This window comes from Mumia sp. Pv4-285 (genome assembly GCF_041320275.1).
Lineage (GTDB): Bacteria > Actinomycetota > Actinomycetes > Propionibacteriales > Nocardioidaceae > Mumia > Mumia qirimensis.
Genome location: NZ_CP162023.1, coordinates 3,564,716 through 3,584,237, shown reverse-complemented (window position 1 = coordinate 3,584,237; position 19,522 = coordinate 3,564,716). Strand labels below are relative to the sequence as shown.

General features: G+C 65.5%; 15 protein-coding genes, 3 rRNA genes and 1 other RNA gene. 17 read left to right on the top strand and 2 right to left on the bottom strand.

Annotation, left to right across the window (positions count from 1 at the left end):
- Positions 1–9: 9 nt before the first annotated feature.
- The 13 genes from AB3M34_RS17375 to AB3M34_RS17315 all read left to right on the top strand — a co-directional run bounded on the left by AB3M34_RS17375 (position 10) and on the right by AB3M34_RS17315 (position 14,522).
- Complete coding sequence (locus AB3M34_RS17375) at positions 10–204, top strand: hypothetical protein (protein ID WP_370615826.1); 195 nt, start codon at positions 10–12, stop codon at positions 202–204.
- Positions 205–269: 65 nt separating this feature from the next.
- On the top strand, positions 270–620 hold the full coding sequence (locus tag AB3M34_RS17370) for a TadE/TadG family type IV pilus assembly protein (RefSeq protein WP_370615824.1): 351 nt from the start codon (positions 270–272) through the stop codon (positions 618–620).
- 47 nt (positions 621–667) lie between these two features.
- Entirely contained in the window at positions 668–1,063 is a 396-nt protein-coding gene (locus AB3M34_RS17365) for a hypothetical protein (RefSeq protein ID WP_370620037.1), read from the top strand.
- Positions 1,060–1,503, top strand: a complete 444-nt coding sequence (locus tag AB3M34_RS17360) for a pilus assembly protein TadG-related protein (protein ID WP_370615822.1) — start codon at positions 1,060–1,062, stop codon at positions 1,501–1,503. The genes AB3M34_RS17365 and AB3M34_RS17360 overlap by 4 nt, the downstream gene beginning before the upstream one ends.
- A 433-nt stretch (positions 1,504–1,936) precedes the next feature.
- A 16S ribosomal RNA gene (locus tag AB3M34_RS17355) occupies positions 1,937–3,456 on the top strand.
- Positions 3,457–3,857: 401 nt separating this feature from the next.
- Positions 3,858–6,978: ribosomal RNA gene (locus AB3M34_RS17350) — 23S ribosomal RNA — on the top strand.
- 111 nt (positions 6,979–7,089) lie between these two features.
- Positions 7,090–7,206 (top strand): 5S ribosomal RNA (gene rrf / locus AB3M34_RS17345).
- The 16S, 23S and 5S rRNA genes sit together here, the layout of an rRNA operon.
- A gap of 146 nt (positions 7,207–7,352) precedes the next feature.
- Positions 7,353–8,360, top strand: a complete 1,008-nt coding sequence (locus tag AB3M34_RS17340; protein WP_370615821.1) for a tetratricopeptide repeat protein — start codon at positions 7,353–7,355, stop codon at positions 8,358–8,360.
- Between the two features lie 90 nt (positions 8,361–8,450).
- A complete protein-coding gene (locus AB3M34_RS17335) occupies positions 8,451–10,184 on the top strand; it encodes a sulfatase-like hydrolase/transferase (protein WP_370615819.1) in 1,734 nt (577 codons plus the stop codon).
- Positions 10,185–10,257: 73 nt separating this feature from the next.
- Positions 10,258–11,373, top strand: coding sequence for a peptide chain release factor 2 (gene prfB / locus AB3M34_RS17330; RefSeq protein WP_370615818.1), 1,116 nt, complete (start codon positions 10,258–10,260; stop codon positions 11,371–11,373).
- A gap of 19 nt (positions 11,374–11,392) precedes the next feature.
- Entirely contained in the window at positions 11,393–12,082 is a 690-nt protein-coding gene (gene ftsE / locus AB3M34_RS17325) for a cell division ATP-binding protein FtsE (protein ID WP_370615816.1), read from the top strand.
- 9 nt (positions 12,083–12,091) lie between these two features.
- Positions 12,092–13,012: a permease-like cell division protein FtsX gene (ftsX, locus tag AB3M34_RS17320; RefSeq protein ID WP_370615814.1), complete on the top strand. Its 921-nt coding sequence runs from the start codon at positions 12,092–12,094 to the stop codon at positions 13,010–13,012.
- A gap of 91 nt (positions 13,013–13,103) precedes the next feature.
- Positions 13,104–14,522: a peptidoglycan DD-metalloendopeptidase family protein gene (locus AB3M34_RS17315; RefSeq protein WP_370615812.1), complete on the top strand. Its 1,419-nt coding sequence runs from the start codon at positions 13,104–13,106 to the stop codon at positions 14,520–14,522.
- Positions 14,523–14,537: 15 nt separating this feature from the next.
- On the opposite strand, the gene AB3M34_RS17310 is transcribed toward AB3M34_RS17315, so the two are convergent.
- Positions 14,538–15,944, bottom strand: a complete 1,407-nt coding sequence (locus AB3M34_RS17310; RefSeq protein WP_370615810.1) for an MFS transporter — start codon at positions 15,942–15,944, stop codon at positions 14,538–14,540.
- Positions 15,945–16,002: 58 nt separating this feature from the next.
- Between AB3M34_RS17310 and smpB the strand changes: the two genes are divergently transcribed.
- From smpB to ssrA, 3 genes are all read left to right on the top strand, one after another.
- Positions 16,003–16,482 carry an SsrA-binding protein SmpB gene (gene smpB, locus AB3M34_RS17305; RefSeq protein ID WP_370615808.1) on the top strand — a complete coding sequence of 160 codons (480 nt, stop codon included), beginning with the start codon at positions 16,003–16,005 and terminating at the stop codon, positions 16,480–16,482.
- Positions 16,479–17,375, top strand: coding sequence for an amidohydrolase family protein (locus AB3M34_RS17300; RefSeq protein WP_370615806.1), 897 nt, complete (start codon positions 16,479–16,481; stop codon positions 17,373–17,375). The genes smpB and AB3M34_RS17300 overlap by 4 nt, the downstream gene beginning before the upstream one ends.
- An 82-nt stretch (positions 17,376–17,457) precedes the next feature.
- Positions 17,458–17,829, top strand: a transfer-messenger RNA (tmRNA) gene (gene ssrA, locus AB3M34_RS17295).
- Between the two features lie 144 nt (positions 17,830–17,973).
- On the opposite strand, the gene AB3M34_RS17290 is transcribed toward ssrA, so the two are convergent.
- Positions 17,974–18,801: a helix-turn-helix domain-containing protein gene (locus AB3M34_RS17290; protein ID WP_370615804.1), complete on the bottom strand. Its 828-nt coding sequence runs from the start codon at positions 18,799–18,801 to the stop codon at positions 17,974–17,976.
- A gap of 113 nt (positions 18,802–18,914) precedes the next feature.
- Between AB3M34_RS17290 and AB3M34_RS17285 the strand changes: the two genes are divergently transcribed.
- Positions 18,915–19,514 carry an NADPH-dependent FMN reductase gene (locus AB3M34_RS17285; protein WP_370615803.1) on the top strand — a complete coding sequence of 200 codons (600 nt, stop codon included), beginning with the start codon at positions 18,915–18,917 and terminating at the stop codon, positions 19,512–19,514.
- Positions 19,515–19,522 lie beyond the last annotated feature (8 nt).

The window sequence follows — 19,522 nt, the reverse complement described above, 5'->3', positions numbered from 1 at the left end:
GGAGCATCCATGTCCGTACGCTTTCGCCCCCACCGACCTCCGTGCGAACGTCGGGTCGGACGGCCTCGCGACGAGCGCGGCGACGTCCCGGGCTGGGTGATGATCACGGTGATGTCGGCCGGACTGGTCGCCGGACTCACCGCGATCGCGGGCCCTCAGCTGAAGGCGATGCTGGAGGCCGCGCTGTCGTCGGTCTCGGGATGACGCCGGACCGCCGGCCTCGCTGCCTGAGACGTCCGAACCCTCGAGCGCGCGACGCCGGCTCGGCGGTGGCCGAGTTCTGCCTCGTCATGGTGCTCCTGGTGCCGCTCGTGCTCGCGGTCGTGCAGCTGGCCCTGGTCCTGCACGTCCGGAACACGATCACGGCTGCAGCGGCCGACGGTGCGCGGTCCGCCTCGCGCGCCGGCGCGGCGCCCGAGCTGGGTGCCCAGCGCGCACGGGAGCAGATCTCGAGGGTGCTCTCACCCCGGTACGCCCGAGACGTCGCCGTCGAGCGGGCCTCGGTCGGCGGGGTGCCGCTCGTCGTCGTGCGCGTGCGGACGACGGTGCCGGCGCTCGGCCTGTTCGGTTCGACGGTGCAGCTCGACGCGACCGGGCGCGCGGTGGTCGAGACAGGATGATGACTCCCAGGTCCAGGCGCGACGAACGCGCTTCTGCCGTGGTGGAGATGACGTGGCTCGCGCTGCTGCTCCTCGTTCCGCTCGTGTACGTCGTCCTCGCCGTCTTCGAGGTGCAGCGGTCGGCGTACGGAGCGAGCGCCGCCGGACGGGCCGCCGGTCGTGCCTTCGTCCAAGCGCCGGATCCCACCGCCGGTCACGCTCGCGCGGTGCGCGCCGCGCAGCTGGTCCTCGAGGACCACCGGATCACCGACACCGCCACGGACGTCTTCGTCCGCTGCACGGGCGGACCCTGCTTGAGCCCCGGCTCCTCGGTCGTGGTCACCGTGACCACGCGAGCGCGGCTCCCGTTCGTGCCCGACGTCCTGGGCGGTGCTCGGCCTTCCGTCCGGGTCGACAGCACCCACACCGAGCCGTACGGCCGCTTCCGCGAGGACCGCTCATGAGCGGGAGACGCCCCGCACGACGCGATCGCGCGGAGGGCGGACAGGTGACCGTCATGCTGATCGGCTTCTTCGTGGTGGTCGGCCTGGTGGTGGCAGTGGCGGTGAACGCGTCCGCGGCGTACCTCGGCCAACGGCGTCTCGCAGACCTCGCTGACGGAGCTGCTTTGGCCGCGAGCGAGGCTGCCGAACGCTCGAGCCTGTACGCCCCTGGTGACGTCGTCGCGCTGAACGCCGATGCGGCGCGGAGCTCCGTCGAGGAGTACTTGACCGCCTCGGGGGCGATGCAGCGGCACGGCGGACTCACCTGGGACGTCGAGCAGGTCGGCGACGACGTCCGTGTACGGCTTCACGGTCACGCGCGCATGCCGCTCGTCCCGCCGGGCTGGGACGCGCGGGCCGACGTGCGCGCGGACGCCGTGGTGCAGCTGAGGATCCGGTAGCCGGGGCCGGAGCGTTCGGGATCGCCATCGATGCAGGTCAGAAGCCATTTTGCGGCAAAGGGGGACCCCCCTTTTGACCCCCTGGGACCCACCCTGTAGTGTTCTTCTTGTTGCCGGGGACGGCGGTGGGCAAGGCCTTGTGGGTCGGGTTCGCGGTCCTGGTTGACTTATCTTCCTTCTCTTTCGGAGTCACCGCCCTGTTTGGGGTGTTGTGGTTGTTCTGGTAGGTTGGGGGGTCGCGCCTTGGTCTGGGGTCTCCTTGTGTGGGGGTTTTGGGTTTTGTGTGTCTGATGTTTGAGAACTCAACAGTGTGTTAAAAGTCGACGAGATAATCAGTATGACCTTTTTGGTCATTTTTCCGTGACAAATTATTTGTCAGCAAATAGTTAGTCCGGGTTTGAAGTTTTTGTTGTGCCCAGCTTTTGGTTGGGTTTCGACGGAGAGTTTGATCCTGGCTCAGGACGAACGCTGGCGGCGTGCTTAACACATGCAAGTCGAGCGGTAAGGCCTTTCGGGGTACACGAGCGGCGAACGGGTGAGTAACACGTGAGTAATCTGCCCTTCACTCTGGGATAACCTCTGGAAACGGTGGCTAATACCGGATATGACCTCGCACTGCATGGTGTGGGGTGGAAAGTTTTTTCGGTGGGGGATGAGCTCGCGGCCTATCAGCTTGTTGGTGGGGTGATGGCCTACCAAGGCGACGACGGGTAGCCGGCCTGAGAGGGTGACCGGCCACACTGGGACTGAGACACGGCCCAGACTCCTACGGGAGGCAGCAGTGGGGAATATTGGACAATGGGCGAAAGCCTGATCCAGCAACGCCGCGTGAGGGATGACGGCCTTCGGGTTGTAAACCTCTTTCAGTAGGGACGAAGCGCAAGTGACGGTACCTACAGAAGAAGGACCGGCCAACTACGTGCCAGCAGCCGCGGTAATACGTAGGGTCCGAGCGTTGTCCGGAATTATTGGGCGTAAAGGGCTCGTAGGCGGTTTGTCGCGTCGGGAGTGAAAACTTGGGGCTTAACCCCATTCGTGCTTCCGATACGGGCAGACTAGAGGCAGGCAGGGGAGAACGGAATTCCTGGTGTAGCGGTGGAATGCGCAGATATCAGGAGGAACACCGGTGGCGAAGGCGGTTCTCTGGGCCTGTTCTGACGCTGAGGAGCGAAAGCATGGGGAGCGAACAGGATTAGATACCCTGGTAGTCCATGCCGTAAACGTTGGGCGCTAGGTGTGGGATCCATTCCACGGGTTCCGTGCCGCAGCTAACGCATTAAGCGCCCCGCCTGGGGAGTACGGCCGCAAGGCTAAAACTCAAAGGAATTGACGGGGGCCCGCACAAGCGGCGGAGCATGCTGATTAATTCGATGCAACGCGAAGAACCTTACCTGGGTTTGACATACGCCAGAAGCCTGCAGAGATGTGGGTCTCTTTGGACACTGGTGTACAGGTGGTGCATGGCTGTCGTCAGCTCGTGTCGTGAGATGTTGGGTTAAGTCCCGCAACGAGCGCAACCCTTGTTCTATGTTGCCAGCACGTGATGGTGGGGACTCATAGGAGACTGCCGGGGTCAACTCGGAGGAAGGTGGGGATGACGTCAAGTCATCATGCCCCTTATGTCCAGGGCTTCAAGCATGCTACAATGGCCGGTACAAAGGGCTGCGAAACTGTAAGGTGGAGCGAATCCCAAAAAGCCGGTCTCAGTTCGGATTGGGGTCTGCAACTCGACCCCATGAAGTCGGAGTCGCTAGTAATCGCAGATCAGCAACGCTGCGGTGAATACGTTCCCGGGCCTTGTACACACCGCCCGTCACGTCATGAAAGTCGGCAACACCCGAAGCCGGTGGCCTAACCCCTTGTGGGAGGGAGCTGTCGAAGGTGGGGCTGGCGATTGGGACGAAGTCGTAACAAGGTAGCCGTACCGGAAGGTGCGGCTGGATCACCTCCTTTCTAAGGAGCATTGCTCATCTGCTCGCATCCTGGTGGTGTGGGTGGGTGTGTTCTCGGCTTGATCACGCGGATGTCGTGGTGGTCGGGTGCTCAGATGGTGGAACGTCGATTATTCAGCCGGTCTTGTCCGGTCTGGGTCTAGTACTGCTTGCTCCTTTTTGGGGGGTGGGTGTGGAACGGTCTGGGCGGGGTGGGGTGTGGTTGGGCACACTGTTGGGTCCTGAGGCATCAGGCGCCTCCTGTGTCTCTTCTCTTGCCTTCGGGTGGGGGTTGGGGTGTGGGGGGTGTTGGTGTTTCTGTTCCGGTCATGTCGGCTGCAGGTTTTCTGTGGTGCGGGGTGGTTGCGGGTTGTGGTTTGAGAACTTCACAGTGGACGCGAGTGTCTTTGTAGTGTGTGTATTTTGCAAGCTACTAAGGGCACATGGTGGATGCCTTGGCATCGAGAGCCGATGAAGGACGTAGGAGTCTGCGATAAGCCCCGGGGAGTTGACAACCGAGCTGTGATCCGGGGGTGTCCGAATGGGGAAACCCGGCCAGAGTTATGTCTGGTCACCGGCGCCTGAACACATAGGGCGTGCGGAGGGAACGTGGGGAAGTGAAACATCTCAGTACCCACAGGAAGAGAAAACAACCGTGATTCCGTGAGTAGTGGCGAGCGAAAGCGGATGAGGCTAAACCGTGCAGATGTGAGAGACGGCAGTTGTTGTCTGTGCGGGGTCGTGGGAGCGCACTTGCTGGTTCTGCCGAGCTGGCGGGAAGTGATAAAGCATGAGTGAAGTCGAAGGGCCTGGAATGGTCTGGCGTAGAGGGTGAGACCCCTGTAGACGTAAGCTTGTGCCTTCCTTGTGTGTTTCCCGAGTAACGCGTGACTCCTGGAATTGCGCGTGAATTTGGCGGGACCACCCGTTAAGCCTAAATACTCCTCGATGACCGATAGCGGACTAGTACCGTGAGGGAAAGGTGAAAAGTACCCCGGGAGGGGAGTGAAATAGTACCTGAAACCATGTGCCTACAATCCGTCGGAGCCTTGATCCTTTGGGGTTGGGGTGACGGCGTGCCTTTTGAAGAATGAGCCTGCGAGTTAGTGGTACGTGGCGAGGTTAACCCGTTGGGGGTAGCCGTAGCGAAAGCGAGTCCGAACAGGGCGTATGAGTCGCGTGCTCTAGACCCGAAGCGGAGTGATCTATCCATGGGCAGGTTGAAGCGCGGGTAAGACCGCGTGGAGGACCGAACCCACTTAGGTTAAAAACTGAGGGGATGACCTGTGGATAGGGGTGAAAGGCCAATCAAACTCCGTGATAGCTGGTTCTCCCCGAAATGCATTTAGGTGCAGCGTCGTTTGTTTCTTGCCGGAGGTAGAGCACTGGATGGTCTAGGGGGCCTACAAGCTTACCGAAATCAGCCAAACTCCGAATGCCGGCAAGTGAGAGAGCGGCAGTGAGACTGCGGGGGATAAGCTCCGTAGTCGAGAGGGAAACAGCCCAGACCATCAGCTAAGGCCCCTAAGCGGTTGCTAAGTGGAAAAGGATGTGGAGTCGCACAGACAACCAGGAGGTTGGCTTAGAAGCAGCCACCCTTGAAAGAGTGCGTAATAGCTCACTGGTCAAGTGATTCTGCGCCGACAATTTAGCGGGGCTCAAGCAATCCGCCGAAGCTATGGCATTCATACGTGTACTCGGCCCGCATCCAAGTGGTGTGGGTCCAGGTGTGTGGATGGGTAGGGGAGCGTCGTGTGGCGTGTGAAGCGGCGGGGTGACCCAGCCGTGGATGCCACACGAGTGAGAATGCAGGCATGAGTAGCGAATGAAGAGTGAGAAACTCTTCCGCCGAATGACCAAGGGTTCCAGGGTCAAGCTAATCTGCCCTGGGTAAGTCGGGACCTAAGGCGAGGCCGACAGGCGTAGTCGATGGACAACGGGTTGATATTCCCGTACCGGCGTTGGTGCGCCCATGCTGAATCAGTGATGCTAAGCACCCGAGCCGAGCTAGACCGCCCTTCGGGGTGGCGTGTCTTGGTGAGCGTGTGACCCGAGCTGGTAGTAGGCAAGTGATGGGGTGACGCAGGAAGGTAGCTCATCGCGGCGATGGTTGTCCGCGTGTAAGGACGTAGGGCGGCAGATAGGTAAATCCGTCTGCCATGTGCCTGAGATCTGATGCCGAGCCTTATTGGCGAAGTGAGTGATCCTATGCTGTCGAGAAAAGCCTCTAGCGAGTACCAGAGCCGCCCGTACCCCAAACCGACACAGGTGGTCAGGTAGAGAATACCAAGGCGATCGAGTGAATCGTGGTTAAGGAACTCGGCAAAATGCCCCCGTAACTTCGGGAGAAGGGGGGCCTGATTCGTGAACCCACTTGCTGGGGGAGCGTTGAGGGCCGCAGAGACCAGGCCCAAGCGACTGTTTACTAAAAACACAGGTCCGTGCGAAGAAGTAATTCGATGTATACGGACTGACTCCTGCCCGGTGCTGGAAGGTTAAGGGGACGTGTTAGCTGTAAGGCGAAGCACTGAACTTAAGCCCCAGTAAACGGCGGTGGTAACTATAACCATCCTAAGGTAGCGAAATTCCTTGTCGGGTAAGTTCCGACCTGCACGAATGGAGTAACGACTTGGGCGCTGTCTCAACCACGAGCTCGGCGAAATTGCACTACGAGTAAAGATGCTCGTTACGCGCGGCAGGACGGAAAGACCCCGGGACCTTCACTACAGCTTGGTATTGGTGTTTGGTTCGACTTGTGTAGGATAGGTGGGAGACTGTGAAGCGGCCACGCCAGTGGTTGTGGAGTCGCTGTTGAAATACCACTCTGGTCGTACTAGATATCTAACTTAGGTCCGTGATCCGGATCAGGGACAGTGCCTGGTGGGTAGTTTAACTGGGGCGGTTGCCTCCTAAAATGTAACGGAGGCGCCCAAAGGTTCCCTCAGCCTGGTTGGCAATCAGGTGTTGAGTGTAAGTGCACAAGGGAGCTTGACTGTGACACCGACGGGTGGAGCAGGGACGAAAGTCGGGACTAGTGACCCGGCGCTGGCATGTGGAAGCGGCGTCGCTCAACGGATAAAAGGTACCCCGGGGATAACAGGCTGATCTTCCCCAAGAGTCCATATCGACGGGATGGTTTGGCACCTCGATGTCGGCTCGTCGCATCCTGGGGCTGGAGCAGGTCCCAAGGGTTGGGCTGTTCGCCCATTAAAGCGGCACGCGAGCTGGGTTTAGAACGTCGTGAGACAGTTCGGTCCCTATCCGCCGCGCGCGTAGGAAACTTGAGAAAGGCTGTCCCTAGTACGAGAGGACCGGGATGGACGAACCTCTGGTGTGTCAGTTGTTCTGCCAAGAGCACTGCTGATTAGCTACGTTCGGGAGTGATAACCGCTGAAAGCATCTAAGCGGGAAGCACGTTTCAAGATGAGGTTTCCCACCCCATGTGGGTTAAGGCCCCCAGTAGACCACTGGGTTGATAGGCCGGAAGTAGAAGCGCAGCAATGCGTGTAGCTGACCGGTACTAATAGGCCGAGGGCTTGTCTACACACACTTCAACGACACTCAAATGCGTCCACTGTGAGGTTCTGGGACCACAACCCAGAACCAAAACAAAATAGCAACACCATGTTTTGGTCCAGTTGTAACCCCACAGGGTTACGGCGGCCATGGCGAAGGGGAAACACCCGGCAACATTCCGAACCCGGAAGTTAAGCCCTTCAGCGCCGATGGTACTGCACGGGAGACTGTGTGGGAGAGTAGGACGCCGCCGGACAACTTTTAAGGAGAGGGTCGTCGGGAGTCACCATCAGGTGACACCCGGCGACCCTCTTCGCTTTTGTGCTGCCCGTGAGACGTTGTACGCGCCGGGCAGCGCACGATGAGCAAGACTGAGCGCATGTACGCGCGGGAGGAAACACCATGAGCGATCGCGGAGGACAGAACCGAGGCGGCCAGGGTGGTCGCTCAGGCGGCCAAGGACGGTCCGGCGGTTCCGGCGGTTCCGGACGTTCCGGCGGCCAGGGGGGTCGCTCCGGTGGTCCCAGCGGCCAGGGCCGTTCCGGCGGTTCCGGCGGTTCCGGACGTTCCGGCGGCCAGGGGGGTCGCTCCGGCGGCCCCGGCGGCCAGAGCCGCTCCGGCGGCCCCGGCGGCCAGAGCCGTTCCGGCGGCCAGTCCCGTGGGGGCAGCGCGCCGCGGGGCGACCGCGACGACCGCTCGCGTCAGCGCCGTGACGACGATCGGCAGCCTCCTGCTCGCCGTGTCGAAGGACCGCCGATCCCCGACGGTGTCCACCCTGACCAGCTCGACAAGGGCGTGCGTCGACTTCTGACCTCGCTCACGCCCGGCAAGGCGGACGCGGTCGCCTCGCACCTGGTCGCTGCGGGGATCCTGATCGACGAGGATCCTGACCTGGCCTACAAGCACGCCCGTGCAGCGCGCGAGCTGGCGCCCAGGATCGGCGTCATCAGGGAGGCGGCCGGCGAGACGGCGTACGCGGCCGGACGATGGGCCGACGCGCTCGCCGAGCTGCGAGCGGCGAAGCGGATGACCGGCGGGTACGACCACATCGCCCTGATCGCCGATTCGGAGCGCGCCCTGGGCCGTCCGGACCGCGCTCTCAAGGTCGTCGCCGACGCTCGGGAGAAGCTCACCGACGTCGACGTCCGGGTGGAGGCGGCCATCGTCGCCGCAGGCGCACGGCGTGACCTCGGCCAGCTGGATGCAGCGCTCGCCGTTCTCCAGCAGGAGCCGCTCCACAGCACTAGCCCGACGACGTGGTTGGCGCGGCTGCGCTACACCTACGCGGACACGCTGGCCGAGGCCGGGCGCACCCAGGACGCTCTCGAGTGGTTCCACCGGACGCTCGCTGCCGACCCCCAGCACACCACCGACGCCCAGGAACGAATCACCGCGCTCGAAACCCCCTGAATTTCGCCCCAAGACGACTTCCGAGGTCTTGGAGCACCTTCGGGCGTCGTACACTCGTGCCTTCCGTCCCATTACTCGGAGGTTCCTCGCGTGGGCGTCAGAAGTTGGCGAGCTCCCGCCATCGCGATCGCGGCAGCAGTGGTCGTCACGGCGGGTGCTGTGGTGGTGGCAGGTGCGCACGACCCGATGCCCGTCTCCGCCAGCGGCGCCACGGATGGTGCGTTGGCTGCCGGCGCAGCGGGCACGGGTGGTCTGGCACCCGCCGTCACTCCCGCGGGATCAGCGCGGTTCCGTCCCAACATGGTCGTGATCGTGGCTGACGACCTCGACAGCTCCCTCGTGAAGTACATGCCGAACGTGCAGAGGCTGCGCAAGCGTGGAGCGGACTTCAGGCGGCACTTCGTCGTCGACTCGCTGTGCTGCTCGTCGCGTGCGGCATTCCTGACCGGGATGTATCCGCACAACACCAAGGTCTTCAACAACGTCACCGGCCCGGACCGCTCCAACCCGACCGGTGGCTACGCGGCGTGGTTGAAGGCGAAGAACGATGCCAAGACCTTCGCGTACGCGATCAACCGGTCCGGCGGCGGCAGCTATCACACCGGCTTCTTCGGGAAGTTCATCAATCTCTACCAGGGAAGCCCCGGAAGCGCCGTCCCGGCGGGATGGAACACCTTCAACGCGATGAGCTCCTCGCGGATGTACGCGATGTGGGGCTATCCGATGACCTCGGTGGCGACGTCCGCATCCGGCGCACGAGTCGTCGCCCGGCACTTCTACGGGACCCGCGACCGCGACTACTCGACAGACGTCCTTCGCCGCATGTCGGTCGCGCACATCAATCGGGTCGAGCGCGCAGGCAAGCCCTACTTCGTCGAGATCGCCCCCACCGCCACGCACTTCCGCGTCGGCAAGCCGGCACGCAAGGGAGACAACTGGTTCCCGGCGGCACCCCGTGACCTTCCGCGCAAGGGCAAGAAGGCCCGAAAGAACCCGCGGCTGCGTTACGGCGACTGCGGGACCAAGCGCTGCGAGAGGATCGACGTCCGCAAGCTCCCGGGATTCAACGCGAGCCGTGCCCCCTCGCGTCCCCGCTACGTCGACGGCCGCCTGGCGCCGATGTTCGGTACGACGAAGAAGCTTCCGCGCAAGCAGGTCAAGGCCATGCAGAAGCGCTACCGGGACCGGGTCCGGATGGCGCAGTCGCTCGACGACCTCGTGGGCGCCGTGATGCGCTCTGTCGGACCCGACACCTACATCGCCTTCACGAGCGACAACGGCTACCACATGGGACACAAGCGACTTCCCTCCGGGAAGTCCAGCCCGTACGACACGGACATCCGGGTGCCGTTGATCATCGCCGGCCCTGGCGTCGTACGCGGCCCCCGCTACCAGGTGGTCCAGAGCATCGACCTCGCGTCGACCTTCGAGCACATCGCGGGGCGCACACCTTCCCAGGCACGTGACGGACGGTCCTTGCTGCCCATCCTCCGCAATCCGCGGGCTTCGTGGTCGCGCTACGCGTTCCTCGAGCACACTCGACCGGCACGCTCGGTGGACGATCCGGACGGTGAGGGCTGGACCCCGTTGGTGCCGTCGTACGTGGCGGTCCGCTCGGCCGACAAGCTGCTCGTGCGCTACGACACGCTGGGTGGCGACCCTGCGGGGTACACGTACGAGTACTACCGCGGTCTTACGCGCAAGGGGGCGTGGGAGCGGACCAACACGTACAACCCGACCGATCCGGAGATTCTGGCGATGCGATCTCGCATCGAGAGGTTCAAGGAGTGTGCGGGTGCTCGCTGCCGTGACCTGGCCCGATAGGGCTCGGGTCGGAGGGTCGTACGCGGCAAGCCCTCGCCCGTGACGTCAGGGCGCTGCGGGTAGGCTCGCAGTCGTGGCAGCACGGGACTACGACGCAGCACTGAAGGCACTCGGCACGACGATGACGTCGATCGAGGCCGTTCTCGACCTCGATGCGATGCGGGCAGAGGTCGCCGACCTTCAGGAGCAGGTGGCTGCCCCGGACCTCTGGGACGACCAGGCGAACGCGCAGGTCGTGACCGGACGTCTGTCGGTGCTCCAGGCGGAGCTCGAGCGCGTCTCGAGCCTGCGCCAACGGATCGACGACGCCACGATCCTCGTCGAGCTGGCGCGCGAGGAGTCCGACGCCGACGTCCTCGCCGAGGCCGACGCCGAGCTCGACCGGCTCGAGAAGGCCGTCGAGGCGCTCGAGGTCCGGACGCTCCTGGCAGGGGAGTACGACGCCCGCGAGGCGCTCGTCTCGATCCGTTCTGGCGCCGGCGGTGTGGATGCCGCCGACTTCGCCGAGATGCTGCAGCGGATGTACGTCCGCTGGGCCGAGCGCCACAAGTACCCCGTCGAGGTCTACGACACCTCGTACGCCGAGGAGGCGGGGATCAAGTCGACGACCTTCGCCATCAAGGCGCCCTACGCGTACGGCACGCTCTCCGTCGAGTCGGGCACGCACCGTCTCGTCCGGATCAGCCCGTTCGACAACCAGGGGCGCCGGCAGACGTCGTTCGCGGCCGTCGAGGTGGTGCCGGTTCTCGAGCAGACCGACCAGATCGACATCCCCGAGGACGAGATCCGCGTGGACGTCTATCGCTCGTCGGGGCCCGGCGGCCAGAGCGTCAACACCACCGACTCCGCCGTCCGCCTCACCCACATCCCCACCGGCACCGTCGTGAGCTGCCAGAACGAGAAGAGCCAGCTCCAGAACAAGGCGAGCGCCATGGTGATCCTCAAGGCGAAGCTCCTCGCCCTCAAGAAGGCCGAGGAGCGTGCGCAGCTCGACGAGCTGCGGGGCGACGTCCAGGCGTCGTGGGGCGATCAGATGCGGTCGTACGTCCTCAACCCGTACCAGATGGTCAAGGACCTCCGGACCGAGTACGAGACCGGCAACACGCAGGCCGTCTTCGACGGTGAGATCGACGAGTTCATCGAGGCGGGCATCCGTTGGCGGCGTGGCGCGGAGTCGGCCGCGAAGTAGCCTTGCGTACACTCGCACGGTGATCCGCTTCGAGAACGTCAGCAAGACCTATCCGGGGCAGCCGCGACCCGCGCTCGAGAAGCTCAGCCTCGAGATCGAGAAGGGCGAGTTCGTCTTCCTCGTCGGCCAGTCAGGGTCGGGCAAGTCCACGTTCATGCGCATGATCCTGCGCGAGACACGACCGAGCACCGGACGCGTCTACGTCGCCGGCAAGGAGATCAACCGCCTCGCGAACTGGAAGGTCCCGAAGCTGCGCCGCCAGCTCGGCACCGTGTTCCAGGACTTCCGTCTGCTCCCCAATAAGACGGTCTCCGAGAACGTCGCGTTCGCGCTCCAGGTGATCGGCAAGTCGCGGTCGGAGATCCGTCGGGTCGTCCCGGAGACGTTGGAGCTGGTGGGGCTCGAGGGCAAGGGTGATCGCATGCCCGACGAGCTCTCGGGTGGCGAGCAGCAGCGTGTCGCCGTGGCACGGGCGTTCGTGAACCGGCCGATGATCCTCATCGCCGACGAGCCCACCGGCAACCTCGACCCCGCGACGTCGGTGGGCATCATGAAGCTCCTCGACCGGATCAACCGCACCGGCACGACCGTCGTCATGGCGACCCACGACGCCGGCATCGTCGACCAGATGCGCAAGCGAGTCATCGAGCTCGCCGGCGGCGTGCTGGTCCGTGACCAGTCCCGCGGCGCGTACGACTACGAGAACTGACGAGGACCGATGGCACTGGGAAGCATCTTTTCCGAGCTCACCACTGGGCTGCGACGCAACTTCTCGATGACGGTCTCGCTCGTCGTCACGATGAGCGTCTCGCTGGTCCTGGCGTCCCTGGGACTGCTCCTGCAGGCGCAGGCGGACCGCACCGAGAAGTACTTCGGCGACCGTCTCCAGATCCAGGTCAACCTCTGCACCCAGAACTCCTCGGCCGACTCGTGCGTCGGCGGTCGGGCAACGCCCGAGCAGGAGTCCGAGGTCGAGGCCGCGCTCGAGAGCAACCCCGAGGTGAAGTCGTTCGAGCGGTGGAGCCCCGAGCGGAACTACGAGCAGGCACAGGAGCGCCTCGGCCAGAACGAGGAGGACCGCAAGCAGCTCGAGGCCCTCGGCCCGGAGTCGTTCGGCACCTCGTACATGGTGACCCTCGAGGACCCCAACGAGTTCCAGGGAGTCCAGAGCCAGATCAGCGGCATGGACGGCGTCGCGTCGGTCTTCAGCCTGCGTGACCTGCTCGCGCCCCTGTTCGAGGTTCTGTCCAAGCTGCGCTGGGCCGCGCTCGGGACGTCGCTCCTCCTGATCGTCGCCGCCGTCCTCCAGGTCTCCAACACGATCCGGATGACCGCGTACGCACGCCGCCGCGAGATCGGCATCATGCGTCTCGTCGGCGCCTCGACCTGGCACATCCAACTCCCGTTCATCCTCGAGTCGCTGGTCGCCGCCGTGGTGTCGGCCGCCCTGGCGTGCGGTGGCCTCGCGGCATTCATGCACTTCGTCGTGTACGGCTTCCTCCGAGACCGGCTCGCTGGTCTGACGACCTGGGTGCGATGGCAGGAGGCGGTCACCGTGATGGGCTACACGACGGTGCTGGCGCTCCTTCTCGCGCTCGTCCCGACCCTGGTGATGACGCGGCGCTACCTGAAGGTGTAGACACGCCGCGCCGGAAAAGTCCGAAATCCAGCATCTACCTCAGGTTGAGGGTTAGCGTCGCCAAGGAACTTCCCCGACCAGAGGCAGGCCTGTGGCACGAGTCGACGATCCCCGGCGTGCCGGCGCGCGTGTGCGCACTGCGCTCGTGCTGACGGTGCTGCTCGCGCTGACCGGAACCGTCACGAGCCCTTCCTCCGGCGACGACAAGAACGACCTCCGCGACCGGCGCAACCAGGTCCAGTCGGAGATCTCGGGCGCGAAGTCGGAGCTCGACCAGTCCAGCGCGCAGCTGTCGTCCGCCACGCAGGCGCTCCAGCAGTCGCAGGCGAGCCTCGCGACCGCGCGTACGACGCTCGCCGCGACCCGGACGCAGCTGGCCGCGGCGCAGGCGCGCGATGCCGCGATGAAGGCGGCGCTCGTCCAGGCCGAGGCGACGCTCGTCACCGCCAAGACCGAGGCGAAGCAGGGCCGCAAGAGCCAACGTCGCGCCGAGCGTGTCGTGGAGCGGATGACCGTGGAGTCGCTGCAGGGCGGCTCGCCGAGCATGCGTGCGTTCGCGGCGCTGGTGAACGGCGTCGATGCTGCGACCTACGGCAAGCAGGTCAGCCTCGACCAGGCCGTCACCGATGCGCGCCTGGCGAAGGTCGACACGCTCGAGGCCACGCGCGTGATGCTGGACCTCCACCGCAAGCGGGTGCAGAAGGCCCGGGACGAGGTGAAGGTCAAGCGGCAGGAGGCCGCGGACAACCTCGCCGAGCAGGAGCGGCTCGAGCTGGCCGCCGAGGAGCAGGAGGCTCAGGTCTCCGAGCTCGTGGCGACGAACGCCACGGCCCGGACCACGGCAGCCAAGGCCCGGTCGGACGACGCGGCTCAGCTGGCCGCGCTCGAGTCCGAGCGCTACTCGATCTCGCGTCGACTGAAGGCGATCGCGGCCGCCGAGCGCGCAGCGGCACAGCGTGAGCGCGAGCGGGAGCGCAAGCGGCTCGAGGCGCAGAAGAAGCGCAACAACAGTGGCGGAGGCGGCAACAACGGCGGTGGCAACAACGGCGGTGGCGGCAACGGCGGTGGCGGCAACGGTGGCGGCGGCAACGGTGGCGGTGGCGGCGCTGACGGCGGTTCGTCGCTGTCGTACCCGGTCCAGGCGCCGATCACCTCGGCGTACGGGATGCGGTTCCACCCCGTCCTGCACTACTGGAAGCTCCACGACGGCACGGACTTCGGCGCCGCGTGCGGCACGCCGGTGCATGCCGCGGCGGGCGGCCGGGTCGTGGACCGCTACTACAACGCCGGTTACGGCAACCGCGTGATCATCTCGCACGGCCAGATGCGCGGTCGCAGCGTCGCCACGACGTACAACCACCTTTCGCGCTACTCGGCCTTCCCGGGTCAGCGCGTCAAGCGCGGTGACGTCATCGGGTACGTGGGGACGACGGGCTACTCGACCGGTTGTCACCTGCACTTCATGGTCATGCTGGACGGAGACACGACCAACCCGATGAACTGGCTCTGAGCCTGGTCGGAAGCATCAGCTCTCCCGCCGACTGGTCAGGAGATCGGCCAGCCCGAGCGCCAGCGCGCCGACGACGAACGCGATCGTGGTCCGCAGCGCCAGGCTCATCGACTCCGCGTAGTCGCCGTCGACCGCGAGCCGGCTGAAGAACTGGGCGAGTACCAGCGCGACGCCGATCGCGCTGCCGACCCGCTGCGCCGTCTGGAGCATCCCGCCGCCGACACCGGCACGGCGGATGTCGACCTCGGACAGCGTGATCGTGACGTTCGGCGAGATGACGAGACCCCCGCCGAACCCGGCCACCGCCAGCGGTGCGGCGAGCCACAGTCCGACGTGAGTGTCGAGGTGGGGGACGAGGAGGTCCACGACGACCAGCCCGGTGACCACCATGACCAGACCGACCACGACCAGCGCGCGGCCGTACCGGTTGACGAGGCGACCGCCGAGCGCCGCCGCGACCGCTGAGCCCAGCGCGAACGGCATCTGCGTGAGTCCGGCCTCGAACGCGCTGTAGCCGAGCCCGTTCTGGAGGTAGAGCGTGAGGACGAGGAAGATCGACGTGAAGCCGGCGAAGTAGAGGGTGCCCAGGCCGAGCCCGAGCATGTACGACCGGACGCGCAGGAGCGTCATGTCGACGAGCGTCGCGCGACCGGACCGCGCCCACCAGCGCTCCCAGAGCCCGAGGGCGAGCAGCAGAACGGCCGCGACGCCGATCAGCCACCAGGGACGCGATGACAGCGCGTCGCTGCTCCCGCCCTCGACCAGGGGAAGGAGCACCAGAAGTGTGGCGGTCGCGAACAGCAGCACGCCGACCGGGTCGAGCGACTCTCGGTGATGCGGCTGGGACCGCGGCAGCCAGCGCAACGCGAGGACCAGAGCCACGACGCCGACAGGGACGTTGACGAAGAAGACGTATCGCCAGCCGTGCTCCGCACCGCCGAGGGAGACGAGTGCGCCCCCGAGCAGAGGGCCGACAGCGGTCGAGATGCCGACGGTGGCGCCGAAGAGGCCGAACGCACGTGCGCGCTCGTCGCCCTGGAACAGGTTCTGGATGAACCCCGAGACCTGCGGGTTGATCAGGCCGCCGCCGATGCCCTGAACGATTCGTGCCGCCGCGAGCCATCCGGGGTCCGAGGCGGCGCCGGCCATGGCGCTGGCGGTCGTGAAGACGACCAGGCCGACACAGAAAACCGTGCGGCGGCTGAGCGCGTCGCCGAGCCGGCCGGCGGGGACGAGGGCGATCCCGAACGCGAGCGAGTAGCCGGCGACGATCAGCTGGATCTGGGCGTCGGAGGCATCGAGGCCTTCACGGATCGACGGGAGGGCGACGTTGACGATGCTCACGTCGAGCAGCGTCATGAAGCCGGCGACGAGACAGACGACGAGGCCGCTCCACCGGGTGTCCCGAGCCCCCTCCTCCACCTACGAACCGTATGCGCCCGCACGTGAATCTGCTGGACACGGCTGGGAGAATGGGCGAATGGCCAAGGAGACCGGCAAGAAGCTGATCGCGCAGAACCGCAAGGCGCGCCACGAGTACCACCTCGACGACCTGTACGAGGCGGGGATCGTGCTGTCCGGCACCGAGGTCAAGTCGTTGCGGGAGGGGCGCGCGAACCTCACCGACGGGTGGGCCGACATCGAGGGCGGCGAGGTGTGGATGCACGGCGTCCACATCCCTGAGTACGCGCAGGGCACCTGGACCAACCACTCGGCCCGCCGCAAGCGCAAGCTGCTTCTCCACCGGCGCGAGATCGAGAGGATCGAGAAGGCGGTCGCGACACCGGGCGTCACGCTCATCCCGCTGTCGCTCTACTTCACCGACGGCCGTGCGAAGGTCGAGATCGCCGTTGCGCGCGGCAAGAAGGCGTGGGACAAGCGCCAGGCGATCGCCCAGCGTCAGGCCACCCGTGAGGTCCAGGCGGAGGTCGGACGCCGGGTGAAGGGGATGCCCGGATGACGTCCGCCCGTGAGAGCCTCGCCCTGCAGGACGAGGACCTTCCCGCCTTCGCGGCCGAGCTGGGGATCCCGGGCCTCTTCGACGCTCACGTGCACTTCTTGCCGCCGCGGGTGATGGACAAGGTCTGGTCGTACTTCGACGCCGTCGGGCCGATGACGGGTCGAGAGTGGCCCATCCGTTACCGCTTTCCCGTGGAGGAGCGCGTCGAGTACCTCGGCACGCTCGGTGTGCTCCGCTACTCCGCCCTCCCGTACGCGCACAAGGCAGGCATGTCGGAGTTCCTCAACGCCTGGGCCGCGGAGTTCGCCGCGGGCAACGGCAACGCGTTGCGGTCGGCGACCTTCTATCCCGAGCCCGAGGCAGGTGCGTACGTCCGTCGTGCGATCTCCGACGGCGTGGAGATCTTCAAGACCCACCTCCAGGTCGGAGACTTCGACCCGACCGATCCGCTGCTCGACCCCGTCTGGGGTGCGATCGCCGATGCCCAGGTGCCGGTCGTGGTGCACGCCGGCTCCGGGCCTGCTCCGGGGACGTACACCGGCCCGGAGCTGATCGGCCGTGTGCTGGCCGCGTACCCGACGCTGCCGATGATCGTCGCGCACATGGGCATCCCGGAGTACGAGGACTTCCTCGTGATGGCCGAGCGCTACCCGAACGTTCGGCTCGACACCACGATGGTGTTCACCGACTTCACCGAGGACACGACGCCGTACCCGCGTGATCTCCTACCGCGCCTGCGGGACCTGCAGGACCGCGTGCTCCTGGGATCCGACTTCCCCAACATCCCGTACGCGTACGCGCACCAGGTCGAGTCGCTGGTCCGCCTCGGCCTGGGCGACGACTGGCTGCGCGACGTGCTCTGGCGCAACGGTCTCCGGCTGTTCGACGCCTGACCCGGGGTGCACGCGGCACGTGGGAATACCGGTCGTCGCTCGGCGGTTGGACCAGGTATCCTTCGGGAGACAACTGAACAGCGGGGCTGATCGGTTTCGACTTTGGTCGTACGCACCAGGAGAAGCGAGCCGAGAATCCAAGGTCATCTCGTAAACGTTCCTTGGAAACCAATAAGTGCCAATACACAGCGCACTGACTTCGCCCTCGCCGCCTGAGGCGAGCTAAGCGGAGGGTCGGCCTGGGAACGCCTCCGTCCCAGTAACCGGCCTCAGCTAGGAGGCTTGCTCTGTTAGCCCGGTCGCGGGACTGACAGGGGACATTCACAGCGACTGAGCCTGTCGACGACGCGTCTGCGCGAGCGTCGGGGCTGAGAACACGACATCGCAGACTGCGCTCGGAGAAGTCCTGGTCCTGCGCTGAAGGACGCGGGTTCGATTCCCGCCAGCTCCACACACACAGCACAGCCAAGAGGTCTACGCATCATTTGCGGGGGGTCTCTTCGCACAACTCAGAGGCGCTCCCGGCCATCGGCCAGGAGCGCCTCTGTGTCTCCGAGACAGGGCGCGGCCGCTGTCACTGCCAGCAGCCGACGTTGCGTCAGACGGCCCGCAGCGACCCGGCCGCGCGTCGGTGCAGCGACTCGAGTGCGGTCGCCGTCGCGTCGTCGGCGGGGAGAAGGACCATGATCTGCTGGCTGTCGACGGCCGGCAGGTCGAGGACCTCACAGTCCAGGCGCAGCTCGCCGGCAACCGGATGGATCCAGCGTTGCGTCCCGCGTGAAGGTGCGGTGTGGGCGTTGAGGCGACGGGTGAACGCATCACCGACCACCGCCGTCATCTCGGCGACGAACAGCCTGGAGCGGTCCGTCGTGGGGCCCTGCCACAGCTCTGCCACCCGCTCGTCGGCGATCCGTTCCCACTCGGGGAACGCCAGGCGCGCCCTGTTGTCGGTGAGGACGAATCGGGTCAGGTTCGGGTCCGGTGTGTCGAGAACCCCGAGCGGGCCGACGAGCTGCTCGAAGCCGGCGGTGTGGGAGAGCAGGTCACCGATCCGGTTGACGACCGCGGCGACCCCCGGCTCGAGCTGGTCGAGGATCGCCTGGACGGTCGGCCGCACCGACGTGCGGTGCGGAACGACACTGACACACTCGCCTGACGTCGCCTTCGTGAGGTTGTGGAGGTGCTCGCGGTCGTTGACGTCGAGCCGCAACGCCTCGGCGAGGGCGTGCACGACCTGGATCGAGGGGTTGCGGTCGCGCCCCTGCTCGATGCGGGTGAGGTACTCGACGCTGATGCCGGCGAGAGCCGCCAGCTCCATGCGGCGCAGACCAGGGGCTCGGCGCCGTACGCCGGCCGGTAGACCGAGGGACTCCGGCGTCGTGCGGTCGCGTCGTGCGCGCACGAAGTCGCCGAGGGGCGTGCTCATGCCCTCAACAGTACGGCGCGACGAGCCGCTCCACCCCACGTGAACGTGGCCCTGCCGGGGCCAGCCTCAGCGCGGTCTGGTTGCATCGCGCGGTCCGCCCCACGCTGAGAGGCATGAGCGAGAACAGCAGACTTGTCATCCTCGTCGGCAGCGTCCGCGAGGGTCGTTTCGGGCCGGTGGTGGCCTCATGGGTCGCCGAGCAGGCGGGCGCCCACGGAGGGTTCGACGTCGATGTGGTCGACCTCGCGAACGCGGACGTTCCGCTGGCACTGCCGGCGGAGTCGCCGAAGCTGGCGGGGGAGGCCTATCCGCGCCCAGCGGGGATGCTCGACCTGACGGCACGGTTCGAGGCCGCCGACGCTTTCGTCATCGTGACCCCCGAGTACAACCACAGCTATCCCGCGTCGCTCAAGGCGGCGATCGACTGGCATTTCACCCAGTGGACGGCGAAGCCTGTGGCGTTCGTCAGCTATGGGGGAGCGGCCGGTGGACGCCACGCCGTGCTGCACCTCGAAAACGTCCTCACCGAGCTGCACGCGGTCACGATCCGCGACGGGCTGTCGTTCCCGAACTACTACCTGAACTTCGACATGGACGCGGGTCTGCCCCACGACGATCAGGCGGGGGTGTATGCCAAGGCGATGCTCGAGCAGCTCGACTGGTGGGCGACGGTCCTGAAGGATGCCCGCCGCCGGATCCCGTATCCGGCCTGACGGGATGC